Source organism: Mumia spirodelae, assembly GCF_050632745.1.
GTDB lineage: Bacteria > Actinomycetota > Actinomycetes > Propionibacteriales > Nocardioidaceae > Mumia.
Genome location: NZ_JBODSD010000005.1, coordinates 275,579 through 291,256 on the forward strand (window position 1 = coordinate 275,579; position 15,678 = coordinate 291,256).

The 15,678-nt window shown below is 72.6% G+C and carries 15 protein-coding genes; 10 read left to right on the top strand and 5 right to left on the bottom strand.

The window, feature by feature from the left end; genetic code table 11:
* The first annotated feature begins 252 nt into the window (after positions 1–252).
* Both ACQSSQ_RS21425 and ACQSSQ_RS21430 read left to right on the top strand, forming a co-directional pair.
* Entirely contained in the window at positions 253–2,385 is a 2,133-nt protein-coding gene (locus ACQSSQ_RS21425; protein WP_431329171.1) for a DEAD/DEAH box helicase, read from the top strand.
* A 44-nt stretch (positions 2,386–2,429) separates the two neighbouring features.
* Positions 2,430–3,224, top strand: a complete 795-nt coding sequence (locus tag ACQSSQ_RS21430) for an alpha/beta fold hydrolase (protein ID WP_431329172.1) — start codon at positions 2,430–2,432, stop codon at positions 3,222–3,224.
* A 31-nt stretch (positions 3,225–3,255) separates the two neighbouring features.
* Here the strand turns inward: ACQSSQ_RS21430 and ACQSSQ_RS21435 are convergent, their stop codons facing one another.
* Positions 3,256–4,098, bottom strand: a complete 843-nt coding sequence (locus ACQSSQ_RS21435; protein ID WP_431329173.1) for a CPBP family intramembrane glutamic endopeptidase — start codon at positions 4,096–4,098, stop codon at positions 3,256–3,258.
* A 142-nt stretch (positions 4,099–4,240) separates the two neighbouring features.
* Here ACQSSQ_RS21435 and ACQSSQ_RS21440 point away from each other — a divergent pair, with 142 nt between their 5' ends.
* Positions 4,241–4,537 carry an ankyrin repeat domain-containing protein gene (locus ACQSSQ_RS21440; protein WP_431329174.1) on the top strand — a complete coding sequence of 99 codons (297 nt, stop codon included), beginning with the start codon at positions 4,241–4,243 and terminating at the stop codon, positions 4,535–4,537.
* A 119-nt stretch (positions 4,538–4,656) separates the two neighbouring features.
* Positions 4,657–5,199, top strand: coding sequence for a flavodoxin domain-containing protein (locus tag ACQSSQ_RS21445; RefSeq protein WP_431329175.1), 543 nt, complete (start codon positions 4,657–4,659; stop codon positions 5,197–5,199).
* A 3-nt stretch (positions 5,200–5,202) separates the two neighbouring features.
* On the opposite strand, the gene ACQSSQ_RS21450 is transcribed toward ACQSSQ_RS21445, so the two are convergent.
* Positions 5,203–5,850, bottom strand: a complete 648-nt coding sequence (locus tag ACQSSQ_RS21450; protein ID WP_431329176.1) for a TetR/AcrR family transcriptional regulator — start codon at positions 5,848–5,850, stop codon at positions 5,203–5,205.
* 325 nt (positions 5,851–6,175) lie between these two features.
* On the opposite strand from ACQSSQ_RS21450, the gene ACQSSQ_RS21455 reads away from it, so the two are divergent.
* The 5 genes from ACQSSQ_RS21455 to ACQSSQ_RS21475 all read left to right on the top strand — a co-directional run bounded on the left by ACQSSQ_RS21455 (position 6,176) and on the right by ACQSSQ_RS21475 (position 11,457).
* On the top strand, positions 6,176–7,567 hold the full coding sequence (locus ACQSSQ_RS21455) for a lipase family protein (RefSeq protein ID WP_431329177.1): 1,392 nt from the start codon (positions 6,176–6,178) through the stop codon (positions 7,565–7,567).
* A 98-nt stretch (positions 7,568–7,665) separates the two neighbouring features.
* On the top strand, positions 7,666–8,019 hold the full coding sequence (locus tag ACQSSQ_RS21460) for a VOC family protein (protein ID WP_431329178.1): 354 nt from the start codon (positions 7,666–7,668) through the stop codon (positions 8,017–8,019).
* A 56-nt stretch (positions 8,020–8,075) separates the two neighbouring features.
* Positions 8,076–8,987 (top strand): ATP-grasp domain-containing protein, encoded by a 912-nt coding sequence (locus ACQSSQ_RS21465; RefSeq protein WP_431329179.1) that lies wholly within the window; start codon positions 8,076–8,078, stop codon positions 8,985–8,987.
* Positions 8,966–10,261 carry a glycosyltransferase family 2 protein gene (locus tag ACQSSQ_RS21470; protein WP_431329180.1) on the top strand — a complete coding sequence of 432 codons (1,296 nt, stop codon included), beginning with the start codon at positions 8,966–8,968 and terminating at the stop codon, positions 10,259–10,261. The genes ACQSSQ_RS21465 and ACQSSQ_RS21470 overlap by 22 nt, the downstream gene beginning before the upstream one ends.
* Positions 10,189–11,457, top strand: coding sequence for a hypothetical protein (locus ACQSSQ_RS21475; protein ID WP_431329181.1), 1,269 nt, complete (start codon positions 10,189–10,191; stop codon positions 11,455–11,457). The genes ACQSSQ_RS21470 and ACQSSQ_RS21475 overlap by 73 nt, the downstream gene beginning before the upstream one ends.
* Here the strand turns inward: ACQSSQ_RS21475 and ACQSSQ_RS21480 are convergent.
* The 3 genes from ACQSSQ_RS21480 to ACQSSQ_RS21490 are packed head-to-tail and all read right to left on the bottom strand — an operon-like array spanning position 11,414 to position 14,669.
* Entirely contained in the window at positions 11,414–13,153 is a 1,740-nt protein-coding gene (locus ACQSSQ_RS21480; RefSeq protein WP_431329182.1) for a PAS domain-containing sensor histidine kinase, read from the bottom strand. The genes ACQSSQ_RS21475 and ACQSSQ_RS21480 overlap by 44 nt on opposite strands.
* Positions 13,150–14,196, bottom strand: coding sequence for a PIG-L deacetylase family protein (locus tag ACQSSQ_RS21485; protein WP_431329183.1), 1,047 nt, complete (start codon positions 14,194–14,196; stop codon positions 13,150–13,152). Before ACQSSQ_RS21485 ends, ACQSSQ_RS21480 begins: the two co-directional genes overlap by 4 nt.
* Before the next feature lie 35 nt (positions 14,197–14,231).
* Positions 14,232–14,669, bottom strand: coding sequence for a YybH family protein (locus tag ACQSSQ_RS21490; protein WP_431329184.1), 438 nt, complete (start codon positions 14,667–14,669; stop codon positions 14,232–14,234).
* Positions 14,670–14,698: 29 nt separating this feature from the next.
* Between ACQSSQ_RS21490 and ACQSSQ_RS21495 the strand changes: the two genes are divergently transcribed.
* Positions 14,699–15,676: a sigma-70 family RNA polymerase sigma factor gene (locus tag ACQSSQ_RS21495; RefSeq protein WP_431329185.1), complete on the top strand. Its 978-nt coding sequence runs from the start codon at positions 14,699–14,701 to the stop codon at positions 15,674–15,676.
* The last annotated feature ends 2 nt before the right edge of the window (positions 15,677–15,678 follow it).

Here is a 15,678-nt window from a genome sequence, read left to right on the forward strand (position 1 = left end):
AGCGAGTCGCAGCGGTACGGCGTTCAGGGCGTATCATCGTCGTTGGACGTTGGCTGGACCCCGCGAGGACATCGACGCTCGTCATCTCCTCGGCCGCCGTGAGCGATCGCTCGGCGCGGCACCGCTCGGTGGGTTCCAGGCGACGACGACAGTGCGACTGTCGGTCTGCGTCTCGGCCTGGCACCCGCCCGGCAGGCAGCCGCAGACGAGTACTGCGCCCTCGACGGGGCGCCCAGCTCCGGAGGAGATTCGTTGGCTCGACCGACCAAGCGGCGACCGGACCCTGCCCGCAAGGGGGGCCCGCGACGTCAGCAGCGTGACCGCTCGGCAGGCAGCACCGACAACGTCGGCATCCTGCCGCAGCTCGCGCAGGCCGTGAGGGAGGTCGAACGCTCCGTCCAGCGCGGCACGGCGACCGCGTCGACGCGCACCGCGTTCCAGGTGGTCGCGCTGCTCGTGCGCGAGGAGCGCGCCCGCGTCAAGGAGGACGCGATGCCGGAGGCCCGGCGTACGGAGCAGCTCAAGCGCCTCGACGGCATCGCGACGATCCTGGCCACCACCGCGGCACGGGACCCGTCCCTGTTCTCGCTCCTCGCCGACGACGCGGTCCTCTCCCCCGCCGCCAAGACGCTGCGCCGCGAGATGATGACCGCCGCCGGGATGGAGGTCGAGGAGGAGCCGCCCCCGCCGGAGGAGGAGGCACCCGCCGCCCCCGACCGGCAGGTCGTCCCCCAGTCGGTCGCCGCACGGCAGCTCGCCAACCCGTTCCTGACCCCCGACTTCTCCGCGGCCCGGCCCCGGCGCTCGAGCGCCGGCCGCCTCGCGAACTGGGAGCTGATCGAGCCTCTGCTGCGGTCCTTCGAGCGCGGAGGCCCGGCCTCGAGCATGGACCTCCCGACGCCGACCACGCTGCGGACCCGCGACGGGCGCGAGCTGATGCGCCACCAGGCGCAGCTGATCGCGTCCGCCGGCGACGGGCACCGGACCTTCCTGCTGGCCGACGAGCCCGGTCTGGGCAAGACGGCGCAGGCGCTCCTCGCAGCCCAGGCTGCGAACGCGTACCCGCTGCTGGTCGTCGCCCCGAACGTCGTCAAGATCAACTGGGCCCGCGAGGCCGAGCTGTGGACGCCCCGGCACGCCGCGACCGTCATCCATGGCGACGGCACCACGATCGACGGGTTCGCCGACATCGTCGTCGTCAACTACGAGGTCCTCGACCGGCACGTCGGATGGCTCGGCGCGCACGGGTTCAAGGGGATGGTCGTCGACGAGGCGCACTTCATCAAGAACCGCAAGTCGCAGCGCTCGCAGCACGCCCTCGAGCTGTCGGCGCGGATCCGCGCGCGGACCCCGCGGCCGCTGCTGATGGCGCTCACCGGCACGCCCCTCATCAACGACATCGAGGACTTCCGGGCGATCTGGCAGTTCCTCGGCTGGATCGACGAGCGCAAGCCCGAGGCGGAGCTGATGGAGGCGCTCGACGAGACCGGCCTCGCCCCGGGTGAGCCCGGGTTCTACCCGGCGGCGCGCAAGTGCGTCGTCGACCTCGGCATCGTGCGCCGTCGCAAGATCGACGTCGCCGCCGACATCCCCGCCCGCCGGATCGCCGACATCCCGGTCGAGCTCGACGACGAGACCGGACGCTCGATCCGTGCGGCCGAGCGCGAGCTGGCACGCCGCATGGTCGCCCGGTACGACAGCGCCCTGGAGCACCGGCGCTCCGGTGCCGTGGTCGACGGCATCGACCACGAGCTCGTACGCCTGGTCGCGCGCTGGGAGCGCGAGGAGGATGCCGGCGGTGAGGGCGGCAACGTCTTCGGCATGATGCGCCGGATCGGGCTCGCCAAGGCGGGCCTCGCGGCCGACTACGCCGCGCAGCTCGCGCACAGCGTCGGCAAGGTGGTGTTCTTCGCCAAGCACCTCGACGTGATGGACGTCGCCGAGGAGACCTTCGCCAAGCGAGGGCTCCGCTACTCGACGATCCGGGGCGACCAGACGTCCGCGGCGCGCCAGCGCGACATCGACGCCTTCGTCAACGATCCCGAGGTCGCGGTCATCGTCTGCTCGCTGACCGCCGCCGGCGTCGGGGTCAACCTGCAGGTCGCGTCGAACGTCGTGCTCGCCGAGCTCTCCTGGACCGACGCGGAGCAGACGCAGGCGATCGACCGCGTCCACCGCATCGGTCAGGCCGAGCCCGTCACCGCCTGGCGGATCATCGGCGCGCAGACGATCGATGCGAAGGTGGCCGAGCTGATCGACTCCAAGGCGGCGCTCGCCGCCGCGGCGCTCGACGGCGAGATCGCCGACGCGCAGGCCTCGGCGGACGTCCAGCTCGAGGCCCTGGTCGCGCTGCTCACCGACGCGCTCGAGGAGCGCGAAGGCTGAGCCGCGGCGGTGCCGACGCCGCCGATCCGACGTAGGTTGCCGCTATGGGGACGGTGATCGAGGGCCAGTTCTCCACCGGGCTGCCCTACCTCAGGCTGGGTGACGGCCCGCCGCTCGTCGTGGCGTCGGGGCTGACTCCCGAGAACGCCAACCCGACCGGGATGTGGCGGCGGATGTCGCTGTCCTGGGCGGCACCGTTCGCCGAGCACTTCACCGTCTACCTGACCAACCGTCGCCCAGGGCTGCCGGACGGCACCTCGATGTCCGACATCGCCGCCGACTACGCCCACGCGATCGAGCACGACCTCGGCGGGCGCGCACTCGTGCACGGGACCTCGACCGGGGGTTCCGTCGTGCTCCAGCTCGCGATCGACGCACCGGAGCTCGTCGAACGCCTCGTCGTGGCTGCTGCGGCATGCCGGCTCGGACCCCACGGCCGCCACGTCCAGGCCGAGGTCCTGCGCCTGACGCGGGAGGGCGACGGCCGGCGAGCGACCGCGGCGCTCATGGAGGGACTCGCGTCCGGGCCGCTGAGCTATCCCCTCCGCGGCGTCGGCTGGCTCGCCGGCGGCGGGTTCGCGAAGGGCGACCGGTCCGACATGATGGCGACGATCACGGCCGAGGACACCTTCGACGTCGAGGCCGACCTGGGCCGGATCCAGGCGCCCACGCTCGTCCTCGGCGGGTCGGCGGACCCGTTCTACAGCGAGGACCTCTTCCGGCGCACGGCCGCCGGCATCCCCCGGGGGCGGGCGGTCGTCCTGCCCGGCAAGTCCCACATGTACGTCGCAGGCTCCAAGGTCCCCGCCGCGATCGCGCTGGGGTTCCTGCTCGGCTGAGCGTCGAGGGGCGGGTGCGCCGTACGCCCCCTCAGGGCTGCGGGGCGGGCTCCGCCGCCGGGGCCACGCCGGCCCGCCCCTTGACGAAGAGGACCGCGATGAACCCGAACACGATCAGGCCCACGGTCGCCGCGAGCGCGAGCCCGGCGAAGGCTCCGTCCTGGCCACCGACGCCTTCGTCGATCCCGCCGACCGACAGGATGGTCGTCGGGTCGGTGCACGCGTGGAGCACGATCGCCGCCCAGATCGTGCCGGTGACCCGCATCGCGAGATACATGCAGGTGCCGAACGCGAACGTGTAGACGAGCGTGAACAGCACGGTCGCCACCTCCATGCCCGAGATGAGGTTGGCGGTGTGCATGAGGGCGAACAGCAACGAGGACACGATCACGACGTAGCGCTCGGAGTGGCCGGCATCGCGGAGCACCTTGACGGCGAGGCCGCGCGTGACGAGCTCCTCGGCGACGCCGATGCACACGCCCGCGAGCGCGAGGGTGACGATCTGGTCGACGCCCCAGGCGTCCCAGTCCGCGGACCCGACGTGGCCGACGATCGCCGCGACGACGAGCGCCGGTCCGATCCACATCCAGCCCCGCCCCGCAACGGGCTGGCGACCGAAGATCTGCCGCAGCCACCCGAGCCGGGCGGCGAAGACGACGAGCGTCACCGCACCGATCGCGATCGGCACGACGAGCGCGAGGAGGATGCCGGTCGCGCTGTCGAGCGGGTCGTCGCCGATCGCGTCGCCGAAGAGCCACCCGACGATCTGCCCCACGAGCACGTAGTACACGAGGTAGGCGACGACGATCAGGACGGCCTTCGCCGTGGTCGCGCGGTCCCAGAACCCGTCCGCGCGGGCAGTGCTGTCGGACATGGCCAGAGTCTAGGGGCGCTCCCTCCCCGTGGCAGCGTCGTCTCGCACCCCTACGGTGAAGTCACACCGCAACCGACGACAGGACCCTCATGCTCTCTCCTGAAGCACGCGTTCCAGCATCGCCGGAAACGGCGGTCCACTGATGTCGGGAGGCGACTGGAAGGACATGTTCGGCGCGGCCTGCGCCGGTGACGTCGAGCTGGTCCGCTACCACCTCGACCAGGGCGTCGACGTCGACTACGCCCACCCGGAGTACCAGTCCACCGCGCTGGTCGCCTGCATCCTCGCCGGTCAGGAGGAGGTCGCGCACCTCCTCCTGGACCACGGTGCCGACCCCGGCCTCCTGTCGGAGCTCGACGAGGCGACACCGGTGCAGGCGGCACGACAGGCGCGGCTTCCCGGCCTCGAGGCGAGGCTGCGCGCGGCGACGAGCCGATAGCCGGGCCCTTGGTCCTGCCCGCACGGGGCCCTTCGCCTCATGACGGCGGGGCGTGCGGGGCGAAGGATCGAGGTGCGGGCGGCACCCGCGGCCCGCGCCTCACCGAGGAGATGGCGACCATGTCACGGATCTTGATCCTGTACGGGTCCACCGAAGGACAGACCGCCACGATCGCGGAGCACGTCGCCGACGTGGTCCGGGGTCACGGCCACGACGTCGACGTCGCCGACGTCAAGCGATCCCGCCGCCTACGGCTCGACCCGTACGACGCCGTCGTCGTCGGAGCGTCGATCCACATGGGCAAGCACGACCACCGCGTGGTCGACTTCGTGACCCGTCACCGCGAGGCGCTCGAGCACGTCCCGTCGGCGTTCTTCTCCGTGAGCCTCGCCGCGCACGGCGACGAGGGCACGGCCGAGCGGTACGTCGAGGAGCTGGAGCGGCGGACCGGCTGGCGCCCCGCCGTGGTGGCACGCTTCGCCGGCGCGCTGCGCTACACCCGCTACGGGATCCTGAAGCGCCACATGATGAAGAGGATCGCGCTGGACAAGCCGGGCGGCCTCGGCACGGACATCTCGCGCGACTACGAGTACACCGACTGGGCGGCCGTGGAGCGGTTCGCCGACGACGTCGTGCTCGCGCTCACCACCGAGCTCGCCTGACGCTCAGTACGGCAGCCCGCGAGCAGCGGCGTCGAGGGCGGCGTCGAGGCAGCCGAACAGGCGCTCGACCGAGTGCGCGCCGGGCGCGGTCGTCCGCTCGTAGTGCTCGACCGCTGCCCGCAGCGCACCGTTGACCGTCGCCGCGTGCACCTTCACCTCGAGGCTGTCGACGCTCCTGCCGCAGCGACGCGCGAGGATCTCGGCGAAGACGGGCAGCGCGTCCTCGTGCACGTCGAGCCAGACCGCGCGCAGCGACGGCTCGGTGTGCACGAGCGCGAGCACGGTGAGGACGTCCTCGTCCGGCGCGGCGACCAGCCCCGCCGCGTAGCAGCCGCGGAGGAAGTCGACGAGGCGGACGTCTGCGGGCCAGCTGCGCAGCAGCGCGGTGACCCCCTCGAGCGAGTCGTCGAGGAAGGGCCGGACGCAGCTCTCCTTGGTCGGGAAGTGCCGCCACAGCGTGCGCGAGGAGATCCCGACCGCCCGGGCGATCGCGTCGCCCGTCGTCCCGGAGACGCCGCGTTCGGCGAAGAGCCGGACCGCCGCACGGGCGACCTTGGCCCTCAGCTCACGTTTCTGCCGCTCCGACAGCGGAGGACGCCCCGTCCGGCTGCGCTCACCGCCGGGCTGCACCGCCCCTGCCGATCCTGACACCCGACGACCTCGCCCTTCGCTCGTGCGTGGACCCATCATCGCGACAAAGTTCCGCCCGAGATCTTGTCACTGAGCGACAGTAAGTCCTAGTGTTCGTTACCAGCCAGTAATGTTCTCGCACCACTGCTGCGACGGACGTTGCGCCCGCACCGGGGGATCCTTCCGCGGGCACCGCCAGGCCGCTGCGCCGCACCTCGCCACCGCGAGCACCGCAGGCGGCCGCCGGTAGTACGTCCACGACCGCCACTCCCTTCTCGCGCACCGGTGTCCCGGTGGACGAGGCAGTCCGGGCGCCCTTGCATCCACGACAGCAGGAGTGACTCACATGAAGCGGTTGCGCACACCGAGACCCCGACTCGTCGCTACGACGGCACCGACCCTGCGGACGGGGGTACGCCGCGGGCTCCTGCTCGCGGCCGCATCCGCGCTCGCCTGTCTCGGCGTCCAGGCCCCCGCCTCGGCGGCCGACGGCGACCCCGTGGTCTCCCGCGGGATCACGATCCCGACCTTCTACAACCCGCCCGCGACGCTGCCCGCCACGAACGGCGCCGTCATCCGCTCCGAGCCGCTGAAGCTCGGTCTGAGCCTGCCCGGGCTCGACGGTCCGCTCCCCGGCACGGCCACCCGCATGATGTACCGGTCGACCGACTCTCAGGGATCGCCGGTCGCAGTGACCGGCGCCTACATCGAGCCGTCGGCGCGGTGGAACGGCGGCGGGGCGCGGCCGCTCGTCGTGCTCGCCCCGGGGACGATGGGCCAGGGCGACCAGTGCGCGGCGTCGCTCGCCCTGGAGAACCCGCTCGCGCTCAACCTCACCGAGGGCACCGTCTCGGTCGGCTACGAGAACCTCGCGATCTACCGCCTCCTCGCCAAGGGCGTCGCGGTGGCAGTCACCGACTACGTGGGCCTCGGCGCCACGGACCGGCTGCACACCTACGTGAACCGGGTCGACGAGGGCCACGCCGTGCTCGACGCCGTCCGGGCGGCCCGTACGCTGCCTGGCACGTCGCTCACCAGCTCCTCTCGCGTCGGCCTCTACGGCTACAGCCAGGGTGGCGGCGCCACGGCGTCGGCCGCCGAGCTCCAGCCGTCGTACGCGCCGGACGTGACCCTCGCCGGGGTCTACGCGGGCGCACCGCCGGCCGACCTCGTCAAGGTCCTCCCCGGCATCGACGGCAGCGCGCTCGCGGCCGCGGCCGGGTGGACGGTCAACGGGCTCGCGCAGGCGGTGCCGTCGCTGCAGCCGATCATCGACAGCTACGTCAACGACGCCGGCCGGGCCGCGCTGGCCGACGTGTCCACGATGTGCGTGGGCGACGGCATCCTCGGCTACCCCTTCGCGAAGACCAAGAGCTGGACCAAGCAGGGCATCTCGCTCGGCGAGGTCGTCGCTCGTGAACCCGCGGTGAAGGCCGCCGTCGACGCGCAGCGCATCGGCAGGTCGAGGCCGGCGACCCCGGTCCGCGTGGCGACCGGCGTGGCCGACGACACCGTCCCGCACGGTCAGGCCCGGCAGCTGGCGGTCGACTGGTGCGCCAAGGGCGCCAACGTCACGTACGAGCCGGTCTACCTCCCGAACCTGGGCGACAAGATCGTGCTCACGAACCACTTCCTCCCGCTGATCACCGACCAGGGATCCGCGCTCGCGTGGCTGACCGACCGTCTCGAGGGAAGCCGGGCATACTCCAACTGCTGGAAGCTGCCGATCCTGCCGTGACCCGCCGAGGCTGCGTCCCTGTGTGCGAACCCCCTTGGCGCACAGGGACGCGCCCCGGTGTCGCGGCCCGGCGGTCGTCCCCGTCGAAGGAGCCTGCGATGTCCGCCACGTGGTCCGGTGTCACCGTCGACTGCCTCGACCCGCAGCGTCTCGCGCGGTTCTGGAGCGCGCTCCTCGGACGTGAGGAGGGTCCGACCGAGCCCGGCTGGGTCTACCTCGGCCGTCGCGGCGACACCGTCCCCCGTCTGGTCTTCCAGCCCGTCCCCGAGCCCAAGCGCGGCAAGACCCGCATCCATCTCGACGTGACGGTCGACGACATCGAGGCGGGCATCGCTAAGGTCCTCGCGCTCGGCGGCTCGAGCACCGGCGAGCAGCACGCGTACGACGAGGGCGTCGTGGTCGTCATGCGGGACCCCGAGGGCAACGAGTTCTGCCTCGCGCAGTACTTCTGACGTCCTCCTCGTGCCGCCACCGCGCGGGGGCGCCGCTGCGGTGGCAGACTCGCGCCATGACCACCGTCCTCGTCACCGGCGCCGGTGGTCCTGCCGGTGCGTCGCTCGGTCGCCAGCTCGTGGGCCGTACGCTCCAGGGTCGCCCGGTGGTGACGGTCGGTGTCGACCTGGACGTGCTCGCCGGCGCACCGTTCACGCACACCACCACCGTCGCCGCGGCCGCCGACCCTGCGTACGCCCCTGCGATGCGTTCGGTCGTCGAGGCGTTCCGGCCGGACCTCGTGATCCCGACCGTCCAGGACGAGCTGCCTCAGGCCGCGGTCCTGGTCGACGTGCTCGCGGCGTCGGCCGCCCCCGGCGCGTCGGTCGTGGTCGCCGGTGCGCACGCCAGCGGTCTCGCGGCCGACAAGCTCCTCACGATGTGGACGCTCGCCGGCGCCGGCGTGCCGGTGCCGGTGCACGTGGCGGCCTCGGACCTCCCCGACGCGGCCGGGGCGCTCGCCTGGGCCGGCGGTCCCGTGGTGGTCAAGCCGCGCGTGTCCCGCGGCGGACGCGGGGTGACGGTCGTCGAGAAGCCCGAGGACCTCGACTGGACCGGGACCGACGCCTCGTGGATCGTCCAGGGGTTCGTCGACGGCCCGGAGTACGCGCCCCAGGTCTACCGCTCACCCCGGACCGGTCGTACGACGGTCGTCGTGCTGGAGAAGACCGCGCTCAAGGAAGGACGGGTCGGCAACGCCGCCGACGCCGTACGACTCCCCGACGACGCCGTCCCCGACGTCCGAGCGGTCGCGGCCGCGACGGTCGAGGCCCTCGACCTCGTCGGGCCGGTGGACATGGACGTCCGTCGTGACGCGAGCGGCGCGCCGTACGTGCTCGAGGTGAACGGTCGCTTCGGCGCGCTGTCCGCCCACGCCCCCGAGCTGCTCGACCTCGTCCTCGACGAGTGGCTCCCCCCGTCGCCGTGATCGCCCTGCTCGGAGCGCTCGCGACGGTCGTGAGCATCACCGTGCTCGTCGCCGGGCTCGTCCGGCTCATCTTCGTGCCGTTCTCGCTCGTGTTCGAGGCGCGCCACCACCGGCCCGACGACGCGCGACCGGTCGACGTCGGCACCGTCTTCACCGAGCCGCCGTTCGTGAGCGTGATCGTGCCCGCCTACAACGAGGGCGTCGTGATCGCGAACTGCCTGCGCTCGATCGCGAACAGCGCGTACGACCGGTACGAGGTGATCTGCGTCGACGACGGGTCGACCGACGACACCTACGCGATCGCACGGTCGGTCGCCGACGAGCTCGCGCAGGTCACCGCGCTCACCCAGCCGAACAGCGGCAAAGGTGCCGCCCTCAACACCGGGATCGCGCACGCGCGCGGCTCGGTGCTGCTGCTCGTCGATGCCGACGGGCTCTTCCAGCCGCACACGATCACCCGCATGCTGCACGCGTTCCGAGACGACGACATCGGGGCGGTCTGCGGCAACGACCGACCGGTGAACCTCGACCGCACCCAGACGAAGTTCCTCGCGCTGATCAGCCACCTCGGGACCGGGCTCATGCGCCGCGCCATGCACGAGCTGCGGTGCCTGCCGATCGTCTCGGGCAACATCGGGGCGTTCCGCCGGAACGTGCTCGACGCGGTCGGACCGGTGCGCGAGGACACGGTCGGCGAGGACCTCGAGCTCACGTGGCGGGTGTACGGGGCCGGCTACCGGGTCGCGTTCGCCCCCCACGCGCTGCTCTACGCCGAGTCTCCGTCGACCCCGCGTGCACTCTGGCGGCAGCGGGTGCGGTGGGCGCGCGGGCTCCTCCAGGTGACGCGGCGACACCGGCGCATGGTCGGCAACCTTCGGTACGGGACCTTCGGGGCGTTCCTCGTGTTCAACACGGTGACCCAGATCCTGGTCCCGTTCCTCCAGGTGGCCGCGGTGGTTGTGATCGCCGCGCTGGCGGTGCTCGGCGACGTCCCGGCGATCCCCCGTGACCTGTGGACGCTCCTGGTCCTGCTCGGGGTCCCGGTCTCGGTCCTGCTGCTCCTCGTCGCGGTCGCACTGGACCGGGCGCCTCGCGACCTCCGGTACGGCTGGACGCTGCCCGCATGGCCGGTGTACTCGGCACTGATGAGCCTGGTGATGGTGCGCGCCGTCTGGCTGGAGCTGAAGGGAGCAGAGAACCGATGGAACAAGCTGGACCGCACCGGGACGGTGTCGGTGGACGGCCTCGTCGACGGTCGTGGGACGTCGTCCTGACGACGCTGCTCGTGATCGGCACGGTCGTCGGCGTCGCGCTGTTCGTCGTACGCCCGTGGTCGGACGACGACGAACCGTTGCCGTCGCTGCGCCCGGGCACCTCGCCCGACCAGGTCCGCTCGCTCAGCATCGACTTCGGCATCGTCACCGACCCCGAGACCGACTGGGGCGCCGTCTCCCGGAACCTCGCCGCCGCGCACGCGACGACGGTGAACCTGAACGCGGGGCGGGTGGAGTTCACCGCGTTCGACTGGCCCGAACACCCTGAGGCGGCCGCGGACGAGGGCGTGGACCACCTGGCCGCAGCCGTGCGGACCCTGCACGAGTCGCCGGACGGAGACCCTCGCCAGGTGAACCTCATCGTCGACGCGTTCGTCCCCCGCTGGATCGAGGAGGACCCCTCGATCGCGGGGGTCGCCGCGGACGGGACGCGCTCGGAGTACACCGCGTCGGCCACCCAGCTCGCCGAGGGCGAGGTCGGCGACCGCCTGGTCGCGTACGTCGAAGCCCTCGGCGAACGCTACGACCCGACGGCCATCGAGGTCACCGAGCTGTTCCTCAACGACTACAGCTTCGGGGACGACGACCTCGCGCTCTTCCGGGAGATGACCGGCGCGGACGACTGGCCGCGGACGAGCACCGGCGCCATCGACACCACAGCACCCGAGATCGGGCAGTGGCGGTCGGAGGTGGTGGCGGGGCTCCTGAACCGCATGCGCGCCGCCCTCGACGGGGTGGACGGCGACGGCGGCGAGATCGGGCTGGTCCTGGACGTGCGGGTGGACTGGGAGGATCCCGCCGCCGGGCAGCCGGGGAGCGGTCAGGACTACCAGGTCCTGCTCGACTCCGTCCGCGACCTGCGTCTGCAGCTGTGGGCCTACGTCGGGCGACCGGTACGCCCCGCCACCGACGTCGAGCGGCTGACCGCCGCCCTGCGCGACGCCGGGTACGACATGGCGCGGTTCGTGATCTCGGTCGGCCTGTGGGGCGACGGCCCGGCCGACGACGCGGGCACGATCTCGCCGGCCGCCCTCGACGGCGCGGTGCGCAGCGCCGCGACGAACGGGATCACCGACGTCAACGTCACGCCGTACTCGTTGATGACCGACGCCCACTGGGAAGTCCTGCGGACCGCGTGGTCCGACGCCGCGCCTACCTCGACGTCTCCTGCGGAGTCTCCCCCGGCCTCGGACTGACGTCGCCCGGCGGCTCCACGTCGGGGAGCTCCACCGTGACCGTGGTGCCCTCGCCCGGGGCGCTGCGCATCCGCAGCGTGCCGCCGTGCGCGGTCACGATCGCGTCGACGATCGACAGGCCGAGTCCGAGGCCGCGGACCCGCTGACGCTGCGCGGTGCGAGAGCGGAAGAACCGCTGGGTGACCCGTGCCAGCTCGTCGTCGGTCATCCCGACACCGTCGTCGGCGACCACGAGCGCCGCGCCGCGCCGCTCTCCCGTCGCCGTGGGGCGCACCGAGACGCGGACCGATCCGCCGCGTGAGGAGAACTTCACCGCGTTCGCGGTGAGGTTCTCGACGACCTGGCCCAGGCGCTCGGCGTCCGACACCAGCGGGACCGGCTCCGCCGCCTCGACCGACACGGTCACCCCGGCTGCCGCAGCGGTGGGGGCCAGGTTCGCGACCGAGCGGCGGACGGTCTCCGCGGCGTCGAGCGGACGCGCGTCGAGCGTGAACGTCCCCGCCGCCACCTGCACGCTGAGCAGCAGGTCCTCGACCAGGCGCAGCAGCCGTCGGCCGTTGCGCTCGACCACGTCGAGCGAGCGCGTCTGCTCCGGCGTGAGCGCGCCCTCGTCGGAGCGCAGCAGCTCGACGTAGCCCATGATCGAGGCGAGCGGGGTCCGCAGCTCGTGGCTCACGAGCCCCACGAACTCGTCTTGGAGCCGCTCGGCCTCCCGCTGCTGCGTCAGGTCCGTCGCGACCACGAGGTAGCCGCTCGACGCGTCGTCCTCGAGCCGGGACCGGCGCGTGACGGTGACGTCGGCCGGCATCGTCGTGCCGTCCGGGCGCACGAGCGTCCACTCGTGGCGGTCCGGCAGGCCGGAGGCAGCCTCACCGACGAAGGCCCGGAGCAGGTCGTCCGGGCCGCTCGCCGGACCGCGGGCCGCGGCCGCGCGCCGCAGCTCCTCGGCGTCGACGAAGCTGGTGACGAGCGTCCCGTCCACCGTCGCGCCGCTGCAGCCCAGGAGCGTCCGGGTCCCGGGGCTGTGGACCACGATCCGCCCGTGCTCGTCGGTCGCCAGGACGAGCTGCTCGGTCGCGGCGTCGATCACGCTCGCCAGCAGGTCGCGCGACTGCTCGACGCGTCCGGAGAGCCTCTCGAGGGCGGCGGTCTGGTCACGCAGCCGGCGTGTGACGGCGGAGGTACCGGCCCCGACGAGGAACGCGCACACGGTGACCACGAGCGCACGGACCTCCGGCGTCGGCGCACCGACGGTCCGGGCGGGCACCACGACCGGGATGAGCGTCACGACGCCGGACCCGATCGTGCCGAGGGCGACGCCCAGGTAGCCCGGATGCAGCGCGAGGTTGACCACCGGGAGGAACAGCATGCTGGAGAAGAAGCTCGTGTTGTGGCCGAACCCGTACGAGAACGCGCCGACCGCGACGATCTGCGCGAGCGGGAGCGCGTACTGCCACCGCCGGGGCCAGCGGTCCCAGTCACCGAGGACGGCCACCAGCTGGACGACGACGGTGATGCTCACGGAGAGGACCGCCGCGTCAGGGTGCTCGACGGGCTCCTGGGCGAGCTCCAGCACCAGGACCATGACGAACACGAACGTGAACGGCAGCTCGCGCAGGCCGACGGCCTCGGGGTCGAACTGGCTGCCGAAGAACCGTCCGAGCCGCGCTCGGACCGTCGTCGGCGGCGCCGTCACGCGTGCTCCTCCGCGACCTCGAGCATCGGCTCGGGCACGCCGACGAGCTCGGCGGCGCGGATGGTCTCGAGGGGCTCCACCTCGCGCGCCGGGCTGAAGCGCGACCAGTAGCGTGCGGTCGCGCGCACGAGGTCCGGCTGCATGTAGTCGCGGTGCTGCTGAGACGCGTACGCCGCGAGCATCCGCAGCTTGGTCTCGACGAAGCCCCCGACGTCGATGAAGCGGTTCGGCCGGAACTCGACCGTGCACGACGGGCTCTGGAAGCACCAGAGCCCCGCGACCGAACGAGCCGCGACCTGCACCGCCTCGTGCACGGCACGGTGGTCCTGGTGCCGGTCGTGCGCACTGTGGGTGTAGACGCGGTCAGGTCGCACCTCACCGACGACCTCCTCGATCGCCGTGATGACGCCAGCCGCCGGGTCGAGGACCGTGTCCGCGAAGTCGAGGTGCACGAGCCGGGCGCCGATCACCGCCGCGGCCGCGAGCGCCTCCTCGTGACGCGCAGCGACCTCGCCCCCGACCGCTCCCCGGGACAGCGTGAGGATCACGACCCGGTCGCCGGCTGCCGCGTGCGCGGCGAGGGTGGCACCGATCCCGATCTCGACGTCGTCAGGATGAGCGCCGACCGCGAGCACGACCGAGCGGCCACGGGCGCGCCTCCGCCGGGCCGCCTCGGCGAGCTCCTCGACCCGCCGCGCCAGGTCGGTGGGCGCGACGGGCTTCACCAGGAACTCGTCCGCGTCCCGGCGCAGGGCCTCGACGGCGTACGAGACCACGCCGTGCGCGGTGAGGATGATGACGGGCACCCCCGGTGCCAGCTCCCGCACCTGAGGGAGGATGTCGAGGCCCGACCTGCCCGGGAGCTCGATGTCGCTGACGATCGCGTCGAACCGCTGACCCGTGAGCACGTCCAGCGCCTGCTCCGCGGTGAAGGTGACGACGACCTCCATCCCCGCGAACCGCTCGAGCGCGATCCTGGCGAACTCGGCCGCATCGGGGTCGTCCTCGATCACCAACGCCCGGAGCCGGCTCTGCTCCTCCACTCAACTCCCCCTGTACGGACTCGGTTGGCAGCAACCTATCCCTGCCCGGGGGGACCGGCGAGACGGACGACACGGGGTCGGTCGTCCGAGAAGGAGTGGTGCTCGTGCGCGATGCGCCACCGACCGTCGTCGCGGCGCAGGCCGATCGTCAGCCGGAGCCGCTGGTCAGGGTGGTCGTCGTCCCCGTCCCGGGAGCGGCAGACGACCAGCCCGTGGGCGAACGCGACGTCGTCGCCGGCGACCACGTCCAAGGACTCGAGGACGAACTGGCCGTCGGCCCGCTGCCACGCGAGGAAGTCGGGCCACGAGTCCCGGTACTCCTGCATTCCGCGGTTGCCCTGGTACGGCGGAGGGACGTCGTACATCACGATGTCGTCGGTGTGGTCGGCGAGCACCGCGTCGAGGTCTGTGCCGCGGTCGACGGCGTCGATCCAGCGTGTGACGAGCGAGCGGACGTCGGATACGTGGTCCATGGGAGCCTCCGGTCTGAGAGTGTGCTGACGTGGAAGGAACCCCGCGGACCGACGGAACTCATCGCGCGGACGACGACGACCTCGCGAGCGCCCGGACGGGCGACGAGGACGCCTTCGCACGTCTCGTCACGCCGTACCGTCGCGAGCTCCGGCTGCACTGCTACCGCATGCTCGGGTCGACCGCGGACGCCGCGGACGCGGAGCAGGAGACGCTGGTGCGCGCGTGGCAGGGACTCGGGCGCTTCGACGGCCGGCACCTGCGCGCCTGGCTCTACCGGATCGCGACCAACCGGTGCCTGACCCTCGTCGAGCGCCGCGGCCGTCGCGAGGTCCCCGTCGCACTCGAGGACGGCGCGACCGACGTCCCCTGGCTCGAGCCGCTGCCGGGCAGCTGGTGGGAGGGGACACCGGAGGAGCGTGTCGTGCAGCGCGACACGGTCCGGCTGGCGTTCGTCGCCGCGCTGCAGCACCTGCCCGCGACGCAGCGTGCGGTCCTGCTGCTGCGCGAGGTGCTGGCGTTCCGGGCGGCCGAGGTCGCCGAGATCCTCGGTCTGTCGGTCGCGTCGGTGAACAGCCTCCTCCAGCGCGCCCGTGCCGCGGTCGCGGACGGTCTCGCGCCCTCGCCCACCGGTCCGGGCGACGCGCTCGACGCCCTCGCCGACCGCTACGTCAGCGCATGGGAGTCGGGGGACGTGGAGGGGATCGTCGCGCTGCTCAGCGACGACGTCCGCTACTCGATGCCGCCGCTCCCCCGGTGGTACGCCGGGCTGGCCGAGGTCACCGGGTTCCTGCGGTCCGGTCCGCTGCAGGAGTCGTGGCGGTTCGTCCGCACGACCGCGAACGGGCAGCTCGCCTTCGCGACGTACCTGCTCGACGACGAGCGTGGCGACTACCGGCCGGGCGGACTGGACGTCCTGAGCACCGCGGACGGGAAGGTGACCGAGGTCGTCGCGTTCCTCGAGGCGGACTTCGCGGCGTTCGGCCTCCCGACGTCGCTCCCGGCGTGAGG